Genomic DNA, 18145 nt, shown 5'->3' with positions numbered 1-18145 from the left:
CTAACGATTGGATTGTGGCCAATCGAGAGACACACCTCTTGCGGTGTATTACTACAGAATGTTTCACCGACTTATTTGGGGTTACCGTTGATCGAGAGATCATGCAAACGGCGGTAACAGGCAGAGCAGGGCACAGCCCGTAAGACCATCGCCAACCCAAGCCAGTTTGCCTGACGACCATAGAGTTGTGGAACCACCTGATCCCTTGCCGAACTCAGAAGTGAAACGCAACATCGCCGATGGTAGTGTGGGGCCTCCCCATGCGAGAGTAGGTCATCGTCAGGCTTTCATTCCAAAGGCCCTGATCGCTAACGCGGTCAGGGCCTTTTTCATTCCAGCCTGCCGATGCCCTGGTCGGTCAGGTGACTCGCTTCGCTCGCGGCTACGCCCCGCCGTCGCAAGCGCCGGCGCCCCAACGGCTGCGCCGTTGGTCAGGCTGGAGCGCCAGCCCGGTTCAAATAAAAGAAAGGGCCACCCAATCGGGTGGCCCTTTTTTTATTTTGGATACGATGAATTACTGTCACTACTATGCAGCGCAGTATGCGCGGCCATGCGAGTCGTGCGCGACCCCGGACCGATACACCGAAGGTGCAAGGGAGGGGCCCACAGCACTCGCTGCGCTCGCGGGGCCGGCCCGGCGCCGAAGGCTTAGGTGTGCCGCATCACGCGCAGCGATGTCGAGCGTAGCTCGACATCCAGTGTAGGTCAGGCCCAGTTCACACAATGTACTCGTGGGGACAGCTTTCGTCAGGCTGGAGCGCCAGCCCGCTTCAAATAAAAGAAAGGGCCACCCAGACGGGTGGCCCTTTTCCTCAAACTCTAAATATGAGCCAAATTGCGAGACCAGCTATTTTCCGTCTCAGTGGCCAGCAACTACCATATTCGCACGCGATCGTCTGGGGACAAGTAAAGTGCGTCATCTTCCTCCACATCAAATGCGGCGTACCACGCGTCTACGTTGCGTACGACGCCGTTTACGCGGTACTCCGCAGGGCTGTGGGGATCGGTGACTAGTTGCTGTCGGAGGTGGTCCTCACGTTGCTTGGCGCGGAACGCTTGCGCGAAAGCCAGGAAGAATCGCTGGTCGCCGGTGAAGCCATCGCGGACTGGGGGAGCCCCATGCTCGGAGACATGGCGCCGGTAGGCTGAATACGCAATTTCCAGCCCTCCCAAGTCGCCGATGTTTTCACCCAGGGTCAGCTGGCCGTCAATATTCATGCCCTCGAGAGGGGAGAAAGCATTGTATTGCTCAACCAGTTTCTGGGAGCGGTGCTTGAAGGCGGAGTCCGCAGCCTCGGTCCACCAGTCCCGGATGCGGCCCTGCTCATCAAAGCGGCGCCCCTGGTCATCGAATCCGTGGCCGATTTCATGACCGATAACCATCCCGATAGCCCCATAGTTCACCGCGGGGTCAGCAGCAAGGTCAAAGAATGGTGGTTGCAAAATGCCCGCCGGGAACGTGATCTGGTTTAGCAGGGGATTATATGAAGCATTAACTGTCTGTGGAGGGTAGGGCCAGAGCGCCCGGTCAACGGGCTGGTTAAGGCGATCCACTTGCTGTTTCCAGTGGAATTCCACCAAGCGCATGGCATTGCCGAGCATGTCTCCGTCCGTGATTTCAAGATCGGTGTAATCGGTCCACTTGCTCGGATACCCAATTCTCGATTCGAATGTTTCCAGCTTTGCCAGAGCGGCAGCACGGGTTTGGTCATCCATCCAGGTATTCGTCTCCAGGCGCTCCTTCAGTGCCATAGACAGGTTTCCGACCAACTCCTCCATTGCTGCCTTCGCGGACGGTGAAAAGTGTTGAGCAACATATAACTTGCCGACTGCCTCACCCAGATTCTCGTTAACGAGGTCGGCACCGCGCTTCCAGCGCTCTCTTTGCTGCTCGGTACCTTTCAGGGTTTGCTTGAAAAAGGTGAAATTTGCGTGATCAAAATCATTCCCAAGGTACGGTGCATTGTCACTAATCAGGTGGATCCTGAGGTAGTCTTTCCATGTGCTGACAGGGACATCGGAAAATAGCTCGCCGGCAGCTTCAATGGCACTCGGCTGGATGACCACGATGTTGTCTTCAGAGGCCAGCCCCATCGTTTCGAGTATTTCGGCCCAGGGCAGCTGCGGAGCCAAATTCTGGACGTCACCTACTGCCATGGGGTTGTATATCTTCTTGATGTCCCGGCTTTCAGCCTTGGTCCAGTGGGATTCCGCCATCCGCTTTTCCAGGGCAATGATGTTATCTGTCCTGGAGGTCGCATCATCGATACCCGCCAACTTGTGGAGTTGGATCAGATAAGCGCGGTAAGCGGCCCTGAATTCCTCGAAGCGCTGATCGTCTTTCAGGTAATAATCTCGATCGGGCATGCCCAGCCCAGCCTGGGCGAGGTACGCGGTATAACGTGTTGTATCTGCGGGATCAGGGATAATACCGATCTCGAATGGGGCAGATAGATGCAGGCTGGCCATGTGGCGGGCCAGGTCAGCGCGTTTGGTGATCGAGCTGATCGCTTTGAGGTGCTCCTGAACAGCCGTGATACCAGCCTTGTTGATGGCCTCCTGGTCCATCCAGGTTCGATAGTAGTCTCCTACCTTCTGTTCCAGAGACCCGGCTGTCGGATTGCTATCCGCCAGGCGTTTCAGGATCGCGTGGACCTGCTCGGTGGAGCGTTCCCGTAACTGGTGAAAAGCGCCGTAAGTGGCGCGGTCAGCCGGGATATCGAACTTCTCTATCCATTTGCCATTGACGAACGCATTGAAATCATCACCCGGGGGGGTGGATGCCTTCATTGCGTTTAAATCAACACCCCAGTTACCGACCGTGGCCTTGACCTGTGCGCTGGCTGTAGAGGGAGGCGGGTTGTCCCGCTTGGCTGCTGAAGTTGACACTGAGGCGGAGTCGCCGTGGGCTACTGTGGAAGGGGATTTTTCGGTGCATCCACTGATGCAAAGTGCGACCAACACTAGCAAGATATTTCGGTTCATAGTGATCCTTATAGTTATCAGTACTCTTGCGGCGGTAGCCTCCCAGTGCGCCCGAATACTTTCACCTGCCATTCAGAACCTGGAAGCTACCCCGGGTTACAGGGGTACTTCGCCATCCTCACTAGCTAGATGGTGCAACCAGAATACAGCTGAACGATGTGGCGGGCGAGAGGTATGTGGGGGACCGGCTCTGGGCGGGCCGGGGCCGTTTCGGAAGTGATGACCTGTGGGGGGCGTCCGTCGTCCGAATTCACCATACAAAAGCCCTATCTTTAGGAGGGCTTTGGCTGAGGTACGCGGAGTCGGTGAGGGGAGGATGGACTCGAAACACGCTTGGGCGTGTTTCGCCCCTGCGGGCGCGCGTTGCGCGGTCTCAACTCGCTTTCGCGAGTTGATCGAACCTGCGGAGGTTCTCACCTCCACAAACGGGCCATACAAAGAAGGCCCCATCCTTGCGGATGTCTTTGCTGGGGTGATGTGGTGTCGGTGAGGGGAGGATGGACTCGAAACACGCTTGGGCGTGTTTCGCCCCTGCGGGCTCGCTTTGCTCGGTCTCAACTCGCTTTCGCGAGTTGATCGAACCTGCGGAGGTTCTCACCTCCACAAACGGGCCATACAAAAAAGGCCCCATCCTTGCGGATGGGGCCTTCTTTTGTATGGCGCGCTCGGGAGGATTCGAACCTCCGACCGCCTGGTTCGTAGCCAGGTACTCTATCCAGCTGAGCTACGAGCGCGTCGTTGTGGTTGCGAATATTAGAGAGTTGGGTCGCTGCCGTCAACTCTTTTTTTAAGTCTTTTTAAGAAAAAATCCTTAAAAATCCGCAAGTTATCGATCCTGATGGGCTGCCCGGTGGGTGCCGCTTCAGCTCGATAGGGCGCGCATTCTGCCTTGGGAGCGGGGACTTTGCAAGCCCTTATTTCAGGATAGCTGTGTTTGGCAGGCGCCGTTCCTGTCCCGGGGCTGGCGCGTGAAACTATACTGACATTGATACCGGGCCTTATGCCCTGCGATCTGGCGTGCCCGTGACCTGGAGCCGTCCCGATCGAGGGCTTTTCCAGTCAATAGCGACCAACCTATGCCAGATGAGCGAAAGGACGACAAGCAGGGCCGGATTACAGGCAAGCCGCCGTCACCGCTCGCGGGCTACCTGATCTGGGCATTGCTGCTGTTCCTGGCCTTCTCCTACTGGACCACCTCGCGCCAGGGGGAGACAGGCCAGAAACTGTCCTACACGGAATTCAAGGAGAGGGTCCGGGCCGGCGAGGTAGAGAGTGTCACCCTCAGTGGCGAAAATATCACCGGCAAGTTTGTCGGGGCTGATAGTTATCCGGCTCCTCGTGGGGAGGAGCGCGCGACGATGGAGTTCCGTACCACCAAGCCTCCGCTGGAGGATCCGGACCTGATCCCACTGCTGGAAGAGCGCAATGTGGAGATCAACGCCAAGCCGGTTGAGAGAGACAACTGGACTCCCCTGATCATCAGCCTGATGCCCCTGCTGCTGATACTCGCCCTGTTCTGGTTTGCCGGGCGCGCCATGCAGGCCCGGATGGGCGGTGGCGGGGCTGCTGGCGCATTCGGATTCGGCAAGTCGCGGGCGAAACGCTTTGAGCGGGGTGAGTCCAGTGTGACTTTTGACGATGTGGCGGGTCTGGAGAATGCCAAGCGCGACCTTCGGGAGATCGCCGACTACCTGAAGAACCCGGAACATTACCGCGAGCTCGGGGCGAAGATTCCCAAGGGAATATTGCTGATGGGGCCCCCGGGAACCGGGAAGACGCTTATGGCCAAGGCCCTGGCGGGGGAGAGCGATGTCCCCTTTTTCAGTATCAGCGGCTCAGAGTTCATCGAGATGTTCGTCGGCGTGGGGGCATCCCGGGTGCGGGATATGTTTGCCAGTGCCAAGAAGGAAGCCCCCGCAATTATCTTTATCGATGAAATCGATTCGGTCGGGCGTGCGCGCGGGACAGGCCTTGGCGGGGGACACGACGAACGGGAACAGACGCTCAACCAGATCCTCGGAGAGATGGATGGCTTTGATCCCCATGAGACGGTGGTAGTCATCGCTGCCACGAACAGGCCGGATGTACTGGATGCCGCCCTCCTGCGCCCGGGACGCTTTGATCGCAAGATCACCGTGGACCTGCCGGATAAAAAGGCGCGCCTGGCTATTCTCAAGACCCATTCCAGGAAGACTCCGCTCGCCGGAGACGTTGACCTGGAGCGGCTGGCGGCCCTGACGGTCGGTTTTTCCGGGGCGGACCTGGAAAACATGGTCAATGAAGCCGCGCTGCTCGCCGGGCGCGAGGATATGTCCGAAGTCGACATGAACTGCATGCTCAATGCCCGCGACCGTGTAGTACTGGGCAGCGAGCGGGAAATGGTGATCGGTGAGGAGGAGAAGAGGCTTATTGCCTATCACGAGTCGGGCCATGCGCTGGCCGCCAGCCTGTTGCCCAACGCGGACCCTCTCGACAAGGCCACCATCGTCCCCCGTGGCCACAGCCTTGGCGCCACCGAGCAGATTCCAGAGGAGGAGCGCCACAGCCTGAGGGCCAGTTATCTGTATGACCGGATCGGGGTGATGCTCGGCGGGCGGGTCGCCGAGCAGGTGGTCTTCGGTGAGGTGAGTTCAGGGGCTGAATCTGACCTGAAGCAGGCGACCAGCCTGGCCCAGCATATGGTTGCCCAGTGGGGCATGAGCGATCGGTTGGGCCCGGTTGCTTTCCGGCGTGGGGAAGAGCATGTCTTTCTCGGCCGCGAGATCGCCCAGCCGAAGGACTTCAGTGAGCACACCGCACAGGTGATCGATGAAGAGGTCGGTGAGCTTATCAGCAAGATCGAGGAGCGGGTACGGGAGCTCCTGGAGCAGCAGCGGGACAAGCTGGATGCCCTGGCTGAGGCACTGCTGGAGAAGGAGACCCTGGAAGCGGCCGAGATACAGGCGATTATCCACGGCGCAAACAAAGGGAAGGCTACTGCAAAGCAAGGGAACGCTGCTGCAAAGCACGGGAAGGAAGCCGGGAACCGGAGCAATGAAGATAGCGCCTAGCCATTCCCTCCGGCACTCACGTCGGGCTGGCAGGCAGGACAGAAATAAGCCGTGCGCCCACCCACTTCCAGTTGCTGCAACGTGCCCCCACAGCGGGGGCAGCGCTCACCCTTTATGCGATGTGGTAGCAGGAAAGAGCGGGGCAGGGCGGCCGGGTCTGCATCCCTGTCGATTGCCAGCTGCAGTACCCGGCGCATGTTCTGGTACAGAACCCTGCGCTCGCTCTCCCTGAGATCGCCCATGGAGGCGCACGGGTGAAGATGCGACTGGAAGAGGATTTCATCAGAATAATAATTGCCGATACCGGCTAGCCGGTGCTGGTCCATCAACCAGGACTTCACCTTGCTGCGACTCCTGGAGCTTTGTTCCAGAAAGGCCTCCTCGCTGATCTCAAGGGCATCCGGTCCCAGTTCCCTGCTGGAGATCCATTCATCGGGGGAGTTCACCACGGCGATGCGCCCTAGCTTGCGCGGAGCTATGTAGGCCAGCCGGTTATCCCCCTCGAAGTCAATTTCCAGCTGTGTGTAGTCTGGCAGCGGCCTTTCGCGACCCGAGTACGCCAGCTCGCCGGTCATGCCGAAATGCAGTACCAGGCATTTGCCTGTGTCCGTCAATGCGAACAGGTATTTGCCGTGGCGTGTGGCTGAGGAAAACTCGGCACCACCCAGAGTGCGCCCCAGCCCCTGGGGGCTGGTATCCACCAGTAATTCCGGGCCCGGTACATGGAGGTGAACAATACGCTGATGGAGCGCTGTGGCCTCAAGGTACCGGCGGAAGCGTTCGACATCGGGGAGTTCAGGCATACGCACACACCGGTAATGGCTTGCACGTGCTGGCGCGCCGCTCAGCGATTAAAGAGTGCTTTCAGCTTGTCCAGCGGAAGGCAGTTCACCACATCCTCAGGCTCCAGCCAGCCACGCCGTGCCTGGTATACCCCGCCACGCATATGTTGCAGGTCCGTGGTGCTGTGCGCATCAGTGGCTATGGAGACCTTTATCTCCAGGTCCTTGGCCATGCGACAGCCCTCGTCGGTAAGATCCAGGCGCTTGGGCTGTGCATTGAGTTCCACGATGCAACTGCGTTCTTTCACAGCCTGGAGAATTCTTTCGAGATCGGTTTCATAGGGATCCCGCTCGTTGATCAGGCGACCACTGGGATGTGCCAGTATATTGAAGTAATGATTGTCCATGGCTCGAAGGACGCGTTCGGTCTGCTTCTTGCGTGACAGGTCAAATTTGTGGTGGATGGCGCAGACGGTGAAGTCCAGCTCCTTGAGCACGCTGTTGGGGAGGTCCAGAGTTCCGTCTTCCAGTATGTCCACTTCACTGGATTTGAGCAGGACAATGCCGTCGAGCTTTTCATTGAGCTTGTCGATTTCCTGGATCTGCTTTAACAGGCGCTTCTCGTCGAGGCCATTGGCTACGGTCAGGTGGCGTGAGTGATCGGTAATCGCCAGGTATTCATAACCCAGTTCCCTGGCGGCCCGGGCCATTTCCTCGAGCGTATTGTGACCGTCGCTTGCTGTGGTGTGGGCGTGCAGGTTGCCGCGAATGTCTTCCAGGGTGACCAGCTGAGGGAGCTTGCCTTTCTTTGCCGCCTCGACCTCGCCGTGGTTCTCCCGCAGCTCCGGGGGAATCCAGCACAGGCCGACCTTTTCATAGACTGCCTTTTCAGTCTTGCCGGACACACGCTTATCTCCCTCGAAGACACCATATTCGTTGATCTTGTATCCTCGCTTGATACCCAGTTTGCGTACGGCGATATTGTGCGCCTTGGATCCGGTGAAGTAGACCTGGGCGGCACCGAAGCTCACCTGGGGCACCACCCGCAGGTCGACCTGCATGCCTGATCGGAGATAAACAGTAGAGCGCGTTTCGCCCCGTGAGACCACTTCCTCGACGTCCTCATAGGCCGTGAAGTGATCCATCACCGGGGAGCCTTTTTTCGCCGTTATCAGTATGTCCAGGTCGCCAACGGTTTCCTTGCGTCGGCGATAGCTCCCGGCCACAACAATATCTTTCAGTCCCTCAGCTTCCTTTAGATATTCCACCAGGGGCCTGGCCACTTCCTCGGCATCAATCAGCCGGGTTCGTTTCTCCTCCCCGGAATACTTTTCCAGACGGCGAAGAATCTTTTCTTCGCTCTTTTCGCCGAAGCCGGATACATCGCGGATCCTGCCCGCAGCGGCGGCCTGTTCCAGGTCCTCGATGCTGTTGATCTCAAGGGCATCATGGAGGCTCTTTACTTTTCTGGCGCCGAGCCCCTGAATCTTCATCAACTCGCTCAGTGCCTCCGGCGTTCGCTGCTCAACCTCCTGCAAAAGGGGCAATTCCCCGGTTTTAACCAGCACCTGGATTTTCTCGGCGAGGTCGTCGCCTATATCGGGCAGCTCAGTCAGGTCCTCCCCGTCACTCAGCAGGTCGGCCATGCTGCGGGGATAACCCCTTACCGTGCGCGCTGCGTTGCGGTAGGCTCGGACCCGGAAAGGATTGGCGCCCTCTATTTCCAGGAGGTCGGCGAGCTTTTCGAAGCTGTCGGCGATCTCGCTGTTGTGGACCGTCATCAGTGCGCGGTTACTTCACTTCGAAGGAAATCTTGGCGTTGACGCGGTACTGTGCGATCTGGTTGTTCTCCACCGTGGCTTCCATCTCATTGATGTATACCGACTTGATATTCTGGATCGACTCGCCGGCCTTGCTGACGGCTTGCTGGGCGGCGTCTTCCCAGCCCTTTTCAGACTGTGCGAGGATTTCCACTACCTTGACGATGGCCATACTTGAACTCCTTTTGCAGTATTGTTGCGTTGGTGCGCCCGCCACGGATTGTGGGCCAGGTTGAAGTGCCAGTGGAGTATAGAAGAGCCCGACCAGCCTTTGATGGGAGTGCTCAATTGTCGTTCAGCATGTCCAGGAACTCCTGCTCGTCGATGCATGAAACGCCCAGGTCCCGTGCTTCATCCAGCTTGCTCCCGGGGCTGTCGCCCACAACCAGGTAGTCCGTTTCACTGCTGACGCTGGACGTGGCGCGGCCTCCCAGCGACTCGACTTTCTCGTGGGCCTCATCGCGGGTCAGGCTGTCGAGGCCGCCGCTGAATACGAATGTCTTTCCCGCCAGTGGCTGCTTTCCCCGCCCGGGCATCGGCTTGATTTTGAGACCAGCGGCCTGCATACGCTTCAGGGTCTTACGGTTGCGCTTGTCCTCGAAGAAGTCGGTTGTGGCGGCTGCGATTTCGCTGCCCAGGCCGGAAACAGCCTCAATCGCATCCCGGTTCGCGCTGGAGACCTTCTCCAGCTCGCCAAATTTTTCCGCCAGCTGACGGGCCACACGGCGGCCTACCAGGGGGATACCCAGCGCGTAGAGAAACCGGTCGAGCCGCGCCTCTTTCGCTCCCTGTATGGCCTCATGCAGTTGCCTGGCGGAGCGCTCGGCAAAGCCCTCGAGGGACTGTAAGTCATCAACACCGACGGCATAGAGATCCGCCAGGTCGTGTACCAGGCCGCGCTCAACCAGCTGTCCTGCGGCTTTCTCTCCCAGGTGATCGATATCCATGGCGTCGCGGCCGGCGTAGTGCTGGATACGCCCCCGCAGCTGGGCAGGACACGATAGCCCTGCCGGGCATAGCCAGTAGGCCCCTTCCCTGATTACCGGGCTGCCGCAGGATGGGCAGCGCTCCGGCATCTCGAAGGGAGGCTGGCGCTTCTTGCCCGGGCGCTTGATCCTCTCCTCGATCTCGGGGATCACATCGCCCGCGCGAATCACGTGGACGCAGTCCCCCACGCGAATATCCTTGCGGCGCATTTCGTTTTCGTTGTGGAGGGTGGCGCGACTGACGGTAACGCCGCCGACATCCACCGGTTGCAGGAGGGCGACCGGGGTCAGGATACCGGTCCTCCCTACCTGTACCACGATGTCTTCGACGAGTGTGGCTTCCTGCCGTGGTTCAAACTTCCACGCCAGCGCCCAGCGGGGACTTCGATCCCGGTTTCCCAGGGATTCCCGGAGCTTGATCTTGTCGACCTTGATGACGATGCCATCGATCTCGAAATCCAGGTCGTCCCGTTTACCGGCCAGGCGCTTGTGATAGGCTTCGATCTCCTGGAATGAGCCCGCCGACTTGTTCAGGGGGCTCGTTATCAGTCCCCAGGCAGTGAGCTGCTCCAGTACCTGCCGGTGAGTGTCCGGCCACTCGCCGTCAGTGGCCAGGATTTCATAAAAATACACCCGTAGCGGTTTACCGGCGGCGCGCCTGGATTCGTACTGACGCATCAGTCCTGCAGCCGCATTGCGTGGGTTGGCAAACGGCTCTTCACCATTTTCCACTCGTTCCCGGTTGAGGGCAGTGAAGCCATTCCTGTCCATATACACTTCGCCGCGCACGGCCAGGAAAGCTGGGATGTGGCCTGCTTCCTGCAGGGTCAGGGGCAGGGTACGAATCGTTTTCAGGTTGTGGGAAATATCCTCGCCGACCTCTCCATTCCCGCGAGTGCTGCCCCGCTCGAATTTACCCTGGCGGTAGATGACCTCGACGGACAGCCCATCGAACTTGGGCTCCAGCACAAAGGCCGGCGACTTGCTTTCTGCAGCTTTCTGTACAGATTTGATAAAGGTCCGGACCTTCTCTGCGTCGAGCTGGGCCTGCAGGCTGAGCAGCGGCACCCGGTGCGAAACTTTTTTCAGCTTGCTGACCGGCTCGGCACCTATGCGGCGGGTGGGGGAATCGTCGTCCTGCAGGTCGGGGAAGGCCTCTTCCAGTTCCTGCAGGCGATGGAAAAGCTTGTCATACACCGCATCGGAAATCTCCGGTGCGTCCTTAACGTAGTAAAGGTAGTCGTGGTAATTGACGCCCTCTCGCAGCGCACGGATCTCCGCGGCAGCTTCCTTTTTGCCGAGATCGCCGACAGCTGTGAAGTCCGTATCCGGGGCGCTGGTGAAGTCCATTTCGCGTGTCGGGAGCCTGGACAGGGCTCTCGCTATTCCTGTGCTGAAGTAGCGCGGCCCCGGGTTTAAGCGGCGGCGCTGGCCGCGGGTTTCCCGGAGAGCTCCCTGGCGAAGGCATCCTCCAGCGGACCGGGCTCGCGGAGTCGCTTGATTGTCTCGAAAAATACCTGTGCCTCAGGGTAGGCCAGTTTCAGGTAGGCCAGCCACTGCTTGACGCGGTTGCCGAGATATTTGGCCGGGTATTCGTTGCAGGTAATTCGGTAATAGTCCCACAGTAGCCGGACCACCCCGGACCAGTCCAGGGGGGTGTGATCGAGCCCCGCGCAATGGGCCCTGATCTGTAGCGGCAGGTCCGGCCGCGCGAGGAGGCTGCGCCCGAACATGAAAGAGTCACAACCGGTGACCTCCCGGCAGCGACGAAAATCCGCCACGGTCCAGATGTCCCCGTTGGCGATGACCGGGATCGACAGCTGGCTGCGAATCTCGCCGATATACTCCCAGTAGGCAGGCGGCCGGTACCCATCTACCTTGGAGCGGGCGTGTACCGCCAGCTCACTGGCGCCGCCGTTTTCCGCAGCGCGGGCATTGTCCAGGTAGCTCGAGCGATCCTGGTAGCCCAGGCGGATCTTGGCCGTGACTGGAATTTGGGAAGGCACCGCCCGCCTGACCGCGCTGACGATACCTTCGACCCGCGAGGGGCTCTGCAGCAGGCAGGCGCCACCGTCACTGTTGTTGACTGACTTGGCCGGGCAACCGAAGTTGAGGTCGATGGCTGCCGCACCCGCCTCCACCGCGCGCGTTGCATTGACTGCCATGGACTCGGGGTTGCCGCCGAGCAGCTGCAGCCGGACCGGCACTCCGCTGGGGGTGACCGCACCGTCCACCAGTTCCGGGCACAGGCGCGTGAAGACCTTGCGCGGCAGTCGCGTATGGGTCACTCGCACGAACTCGGTGACGCAGATATCGACCCCGCCGATCGCCGACAGGAGTGCCCGGACATGGTGGTCGATAACGCCCTCCATGGGTGCCTGGTAGATACGGGGCCGGAATGTGTTCGACTCTGTGGTCATGTGTTCTGGTCGTCTGGTTTGCCGGGTGGGATGGCAGGGTGAATCTGGGAGTGCGGATTTTATCAGCGGTGCTTCCCTTCCGGCTAATAAAAAGTTTTGAATGTCACGATATATAGGTTTGCGGCACGCAAATTGCGGTTGCGGGTAAGGGATTCTTGGTTGCGCCTGTAACTAATAAGTATTTGATTTTAAAAGGTTGTTGTATTGATAATAGCGCCCGCCAAAGTGGAAATCAGGGGGCAAGCGTGGAAGAAACGCTATTGCAACAGGGGCTGGACATCACACTGTTCGGTATGGGAATTGTTTTTACATTCCTGCTATTGCTGGTCATCGGGACCAGCATCATGTCCCGCATTATTATCCGTAATTTCCCCGAAGCGGAGCCCGCCGCTCCCGCTGCCAGCAGTCCCGCTGCCGACGACGCGCGCCTCCGCGCGATTATCAAGGCCGCTATCGACCAGCATCGAAAACGACGCTGACCGGTTTTTTCAAGCGACTGCAAAATTAACCCGAACTATTGCCGAGAGAGATCACCCATGACTGAGGTTAAAAAGCCACTGGGGATTACCGACGTAGTCCTGCGCGACGCTCACCAGTCTCTGTTCGCCACGCGCATGCGCCTCGATGACATGCTGCCCATTGCGGAGAAACTGGACAAGGTCGGCTTCTGGTCACTGGAGTCCTGGGGCGGGGCCACCTTCGATGCCTGTATTCGCTACCTGGGTGAGGATCCCTGGGAGCGGATTCGCGAGCTCAAGAAAGCCATGCCGAATACCCCCCAGCAGATGCTGTTCCGCGGGCAAAATATCCTGGGTTACCGCCACTACGCCGATGATGTGGTGGAGAAATTTGTCGAGCGGGCGGCGGAAAACGGCGTGGATGTTTTCCGGGTGTTCGACGCCATGAATGACATGCGCAACCTGCAGACTGCCCTCAAGGCGGTGAAGAAGCAGGACAGGCATGCCCAGGGTACCATCTCCTACACCGTGAGCCCGGTTCATACGCTGGAACTGTGGGTCGACCTGGGCCGGCAGCTCGAGGATATGGGTGCGGACTCCATCGCCATCAAGGACATGGCCGGGCTGCTGCGACCGTACGAGGGCTACGAGCTGGTGAAGCGGCTGAAGGAGGCGGTGGATATCCCGATCCACATGCAGTGCCACGCCACCACCGGTCTGTCCACTGCCACGGCGCTGAAGTGCATCGAGGCCGGTATCGACAATATCGATACGGCGATTTCCTCCATGTCCATGACTTACGGCCACAGCCCGACCGAGTCAGTGGTCGCGATTCTCGAGGGCACCGACCGCGATACCGGCCTCGACCTCAACCTACTGGAAGAGATCGCCGCATACTTCCGCGAGGTGCGAAAGAAATACGCAAAATTCGAGGGTTCCTTGCGCGGGGTGGATTCCCGCATCCTGGTCGCCCAGGTGCCGGGTGGCATGCTTACCAATATGGAGAACCAGCTGCGCGAGCAGGGCGCCGGTGACCGCCTCGACGAGGTGCTGGAAGAGATTCCGCGGGTGCGCGAGGACCTGGGCTTTATCCCGCTGGTTACGCCCACGTCACAGATCGTTGGTACCCAGGCGGTGCTCAACGTCCTTACCGGTGAGCGCTATAAGTCGATCTCCAAGGAAACCGCAGCCGTGCTCAAGGGCGAATACGGCGCTACCGCGGCGCCCGTGAACCAGGAGTTGCAGCAACGGGTGCTGGAGGGTTCGGAGCCGGTAACCTGCCGCCCTGCGGACCTGCTGGAGCCCGAGCTGGACAAGCTCACCACCGAGCTGCAACAGAAGGCCAAAGATGAAGATATCAGGCTGGAGGAGGGCGAGCGCCAGATCGACGACGTGCTCACCTATGCGCTCTTCCCCCAGATCGGGCTGAAGTTCCTCAAGAACCGGGATAACCCCGATGCCTTCGAGCCGGTCCCCACCGGAAACGAGGGCAGCGCGGTAACCAACGAGCAGGGCGAGGAAGTTTACACCGTTACTGTCGAGGGGCAGAGCTATACCGTGACTGTTGCCGATGGGGGTGACCTTACCGGCATTGCACCCGTGGGCGCTTCCCAGGGGGCCGGGGCGGGCGGAGGCGCCGCTGCGGCGCCACCTTCCGGTGGCGAACCCGTGTCGGCACCGCTGGCCGGTAATATTTTCAAGGTGCTGGTAAAGCCCGGTGACCAGGTAACCGAGGGGCAGACTATCGTGGTGCTCGAAGCGATGAAGATGGAAACCGCCGTCAGCGCACCGCGTGCGGGCACCGTGTCTGAAGTGACGGTCAAAGAGGGCGATGCCGTCGCCGTCGGCGACGCCCTGCTGTCAATCGCATAACGGGGGCGCCAGTGGATAATCTTCTTAACCTGTGGCTGGCCTCCGGCGCCTACAAGATGGCGAGCGGCCAGTTCATCATGATCCTGGTGGGGCTGGGCCTGCTGTTCCTGGCCATTCGCAAGAACTTTGAGCCACTGCTGCTGGTGCCAATCGGCTTCGGCGGTATCCTGGCGAATATCCCCGGTGCGAACCTGGCGCTCTCCGCGGCTGAGACGGCACTGGTATCCGGCGACCCGGAAATACTCCGGCAGATGGCGCAGTTGCTGGGTACCGCTGCCGGGGACTCGCTCTATGCCCTCAAGGAGGCGCTTGGCAATGCACCGGCCGCCGTGCAGGCAAGGGCGGCCGAGCTGGCAACCGATGCCGGGTTCAATAACGGCATGCTGTACAACTTCTACAACGTGGCCATCGCCTCCGGCGTGGCGCCGCTGGTGATTTTCATGGGGGTGGGGGCCATGACGGACTTTGGCCCACTGCTTGCCAACCCGCGCACCCTGTTCCTGGGCGCGGCGGCCCAGTTCGGTATCTTCGCTACCGTATTGGGTGCTGTCGGGTTGTCGGCCGCCGGGATCATGGATTTCTCCATCGCCGATGCCGCTGCCATCGGTATTATCGGCGGTGCCGACGGACCCACTGCCATCTATGTTTCCAGCCTGCTGGCGCCGGACCTGCTGGGTGCCATCGCCGTGGCGGCCTACTCCTACATGGCGCTGGTGCCCCTGATCCAGCCCCCGATCATGCGCGCGCTGACCACACCGGAAGAGCGCCGTATTGAGATGGTCCAGCTGCGCCATGTGAGCAAGCGCGAGAAGATCACCTTCCCGCTCCTGATCCTGATCCTGGTGGCATTGTTCCTGCCGGACGCGGCACCACTGCTGGGCATGTTCTGTTTCGGCAACCTGATGCGGGAGTGCGGCGTAGTGGCGCGCCTGTCCGATACGGCCCAGAACGCGCTGATCAATATCACTACCATCTTCCTGGGCCTTTCCGTTGGCTCCAAGCTGGCGGCGGACAAGTTCCTGGACCCGAAGACACTGGGAATCCTGGCGCTGGGTATCATCGCCTTCGCGATCGGTACCGCTACCGGTGTGCTGATGGCCAAGCTGCTGAACGTCTTCAGCAGCCACAAGGTCAACCCGCTGATCGGCTCGGCCGGCGTGTCCGCGGTGCCGATGGCCGCGCGGGTGTCCAACAAACTGGGCCTGGAGGCCAATCCGCAGAATTTCCTGCTGATGCACGCTATGGGCCCGAACGTGGCCGGCGTGATCGGCTCTGCGGTAGCGGCCGGTGTGATGATCACCATGGTGCGGGCGATGACCGGCTGATACGCCTCCCCCGCCGGGGCGATAGTTGGAAGAGGCGAGCCTTATGGCTCGCCTTTTTTATTGCCGGAAGGGTGAGCCCCGATTGATTACTGCTTCACAGTCAGGTGTGAAGCAGCGAATGAGCGCGGGGGCCCGATCAGGGGTGTCTTCACTGGCTTCGCTGCGCCGGGGACTATGACAAAGGAGTTGCCCCCGGGGTTGGTGCTGTAAAACAGCGGACCGTCCTTGCGCCAGTTGTTCAGCAGCCAGAGGTTGCCGGACGGGTCTACCGCTCCACCCGTGACGCGCTCCAGCGCGTCGCTGGTATAGCCGGTATCCGGGGATATGGGATCCCCCAGCTCCAGGCCGTGGGGACAGTTACCGCTACCGCAGAAGCGCGATACTCCTGTATCCGGCCATACCTGGTCGTCGTCGGCGCTCTCCAGCGGCACACGCCCGAAATTAAATACCCACACGGTATCGTCGCCGTCCACTGCATTGCCCCAGGGAATGGTCAGGCCGCCGGTCCCGGCGAATTGTTGCGGCTCGCCGCCGTCGGCGGGGAAGAAAACGATGGAAGGATTAGCCCCGCCCTGTGAATCCAGCGGATCGATACAGACGATATTGACTGTATCCGAACTCGACACCCACATGTTGCCGCGGCTGTCCCCGGAGATGCCCATCGGCCACGAGAGTACTGCCTGGGACGTCCTCACCGGCTCCACGCTGCCATCCAGCGACACGATGTATACCTGCTGGGCCTTGTTGCCGGTCACCCAGGCGCGTCCCCGGGGATCAATGGCGATGGCAAAGGGCTTCAGCAGCGGCGAGTCGGAGTCCGGCTCGGTGCCTCCCCCGGGTAAGGGGATATTGCGTGCCCGTGCCGGATTGCCCCGGGGGATGATGGTGACGCTGTCGTTGCCGCAGTTGGCGACCCAGATATTGCCCTCATGGTCGGAAACCGTTGCCTGGGGCCAGAAGATGTCGCCCCGGGTAAAGCCGCGGAAAGGCGATAGCGGCGTGCCGCTGGGGTGGAACAGCGAAACGCTGTTGTGGGTCGCCGGGATCTTGTCGCGTGGGTCCGGCGGCACGGTGCCGTCGGCGCAGGCCGCCGCCTCAAACCCGAAATTCCCCACCCACACGTTACCCCGTGGGTCCAGGGTAATACCGAAGCCGGCCCCGCTGAGCCCACCGCCGAAATATGGCACTCCGGGGAAGGTTTCACCCCAGGGATAAAACTTCAGTAGCCGCTGCCCGGCACAGGCGAACTCGTCCGGTTTCGCCGGGACGTAATTGTCATTGATCCAGGCAAAGCCTCGTCTGTCGATGGCAATATTACCCGGACCGTTTATCAGGTTATCGCTGTCCTGCGCGGAATACTGACCGCCGGTAAATTTCAGGAACAGCAACCAGCTGGTGGGACGGGCGCGCCTCGTCGGCTGGTAAATCGGCGACGCCAGCGAGAGCAGGAATAGCGGATCGTCCGCGATGCGCGGGTAATTCGGGTAGGCCGGAAACCGCGTGGCATTGGCCAGCGCCTGCACAACGGTCCGGGAAGGGGGTTCGCCGGGGCGGCTGGTGGCGGAGAACAGGGCGAGGCAGTTCCCCGGGTCGGCCACGCAGGATGCCACTACATTGGCCAGGGAGTTGAAAGTCCTGAGGGTTTCGGTATCAGTTCCGTTCGGCGGGCTGGCGAGCACGGCCGCCAGCTCACCACTTTCCGGGTTCGCCATATTGGCTGCCATGTGAACCGCGTTGAGCATCCCGTGCAGGTTACCGGTGATTTGCCGTCCCTTTATAAACTGGGCAAAGGCGGTTCCCGTGGCAACAGTCGTGCGCTCGTTGACCACAACACTCCCAGGTACCCGTGGCCCCGTGCCGATGGCGCTGGCCAGCATGGCGGGGCCTCTGTCTGCAATGACGAAATACACCGGCCGCAGTTTGAGCGACAGGCCGAATGGTTGCCGGTAGCGAAGGCGGAACTTTCCGTAGCTGTCGGTGCGGGTTGTCGCCAGCACCTTGGCATAGTCCCGCCCGGCATAGCTTACATAGAGGGAGACCCGGTAGCCGGGCTGGGGATTGCCATTGCCCTCGACCCGCCCGTGTAACCGCCGCTCCCGGCCCGGCAGCAGTCCGGGCTCGCCGGGAAATAGGTTGGGGGTGTAATGGTCGGCCACCGCCGGGGATCCGCCGTAAGCGGCGCCGGCGAGTGTATCTGCCCTGGCCGGGTCGACGCCGGTGAAGGCGCCGAGCACGAGGAGGAACAAAACAGAGAAACAGATACTGCTGGCGGAGGAGCGGGGTTGGCCTTCCATGAACCTGACTTCCTGTATTTCCGGTTCACGACCGCGAAGGGCCGCATCGTGTGCGATTACCCTGAGTATGGCACAGCAGTTTCCACGAAAAGCCTCTGCGGCGGATGGCGGTTGCCGGCTTCAAGACCCCTCGAGCAGTGCGCTGACCGGGTG

At 60.3% G+C, this 18145-nt stretch carries 11 protein-coding genes, 1 tRNA gene and 1 rRNA gene; 5 read left to right on the top strand and 8 right to left on the bottom strand.

The features are described from left to right. The first annotated feature begins 169 nt into the window (after nt 1-169). Nucleotides 170-285 (top strand): 5S ribosomal RNA (gene rrf / locus BLT26_RS10525). Between the two features lie 588 nt (nt 286-873). Here rrf and BLT26_RS10520 read toward each other — a convergent pair. Continuing rightward, the gene (locus BLT26_RS10520) at nt 874-2985 is read right to left on the bottom strand and encodes a M13 family metallopeptidase (protein ID WP_175453083.1); all 2112 of its coding nucleotides are present in this window, start codon (nt 2983-2985) and stop codon (nt 874-876) included. A 657-nt stretch (nt 2986-3642) separates the two neighbouring features. After that, nucleotides 3643-3719, bottom strand: a tRNA-Arg gene (locus BLT26_RS10515). A 342-nt stretch (nt 3720-4061) separates the two neighbouring features. Here BLT26_RS10515 and ftsH point away from each other — a divergent pair. Beyond that, nucleotides 4062-6035 (top strand): ATP-dependent zinc metalloprotease FtsH, encoded by a 1974-nt coding sequence (gene ftsH / locus BLT26_RS10510; protein WP_091513272.1) that lies wholly within the window; start codon nt 4062-4064, stop codon nt 6033-6035. Here the strand turns inward: ftsH and BLT26_RS10505 are convergent. From BLT26_RS10505 to BLT26_RS10485, 5 genes are all read right to left on the bottom strand, one after another. Then, the gene (locus BLT26_RS10505; protein WP_091513268.1) at nt 6032-6838 is read right to left on the bottom strand and encodes an Fpg/Nei family DNA glycosylase; all 807 of its coding nucleotides are present in this window, start codon (nt 6836-6838) and stop codon (nt 6032-6034) included. The two genes, ftsH and BLT26_RS10505, sit on opposite strands and share 4 nt — an antisense overlap. 41 nt (nt 6839-6879) lie before the next feature. Continuing rightward, the gene (polX, locus tag BLT26_RS10500; protein WP_091513264.1) at nt 6880-8598 is read right to left on the bottom strand and encodes a DNA polymerase/3'-5' exonuclease PolX; all 1719 of its coding nucleotides are present in this window, start codon (nt 8596-8598) and stop codon (nt 6880-6882) included. A gap of 10 nt (nt 8599-8608) precedes the next feature. After that, nucleotides 8609-8809: a dodecin family protein gene (locus BLT26_RS10495; RefSeq protein ID WP_091513262.1), complete on the bottom strand. Its 201-nt coding sequence runs from the start codon at nt 8807-8809 to the stop codon at nt 8609-8611. A gap of 112 nt (nt 8810-8921) precedes the next feature. Further along, nucleotides 8922-10973: an NAD-dependent DNA ligase LigA gene (gene ligA / locus BLT26_RS10490; protein ID WP_091513259.1), complete on the bottom strand. Its 2052-nt coding sequence runs from the start codon at nt 10971-10973 to the stop codon at nt 8922-8924. A 65-nt stretch (nt 10974-11038) separates the two neighbouring features. Continuing rightward, entirely contained in the window at nt 11039-12043 is a 1005-nt protein-coding gene (locus BLT26_RS10485; protein WP_091513255.1) for a tRNA dihydrouridine synthase, read from the bottom strand. Nucleotides 12044-12288: 245 nt separating this feature from the next. Here BLT26_RS10485 and BLT26_RS10480 point away from each other — a divergent pair, with 245 nt between their 5' ends. The 3 genes from BLT26_RS10480 to BLT26_RS10470 are packed head-to-tail and all read left to right on the top strand — an operon-like array spanning nt 12289 to nt 15698. Then, on the top strand, nt 12289-12522 hold the full coding sequence (locus BLT26_RS10480) for an OadG family protein (protein ID WP_091513251.1): 234 nt from the start codon (nt 12289-12291) through the stop codon (nt 12520-12522). A 57-nt stretch (nt 12523-12579) separates the two neighbouring features. Further along, nucleotides 12580-14373 carry a sodium-extruding oxaloacetate decarboxylase subunit alpha gene (oadA, locus tag BLT26_RS10475; protein ID WP_091513247.1) on the top strand — a complete coding sequence of 598 codons (1794 nt, stop codon included), beginning with the start codon at nt 12580-12582 and terminating at the stop codon, nt 14371-14373. An 11-nt stretch (nt 14374-14384) separates the two neighbouring features. Next, nucleotides 14385-15698: a sodium ion-translocating decarboxylase subunit beta gene (locus tag BLT26_RS10470; protein WP_091513244.1), complete on the top strand. Its 1314-nt coding sequence runs from the start codon at nt 14385-14387 to the stop codon at nt 15696-15698. Nucleotides 15699-15784: 86 nt separating this feature from the next. Here BLT26_RS10470 and BLT26_RS10465 read toward each other — a convergent pair whose 3' ends face one another. Further along, a complete protein-coding gene (locus tag BLT26_RS10465; protein WP_091513240.1) occupies nt 15785-17992 on the bottom strand; it encodes an NHL repeat-containing protein in 2208 nt (735 codons plus the stop codon). Nucleotides 17993-18145: the final 153 nt, after the last annotated feature.

Origin of the sequence: Microbulbifer yueqingensis (genome assembly GCF_900100355.1) — a bacterium.
Lineage (GTDB): Bacteria > Pseudomonadota > Gammaproteobacteria > Pseudomonadales > Cellvibrionaceae > Microbulbifer > Microbulbifer yueqingensis.
This window is presented reverse-complemented; position numbering and strand designations above follow the sequence as displayed.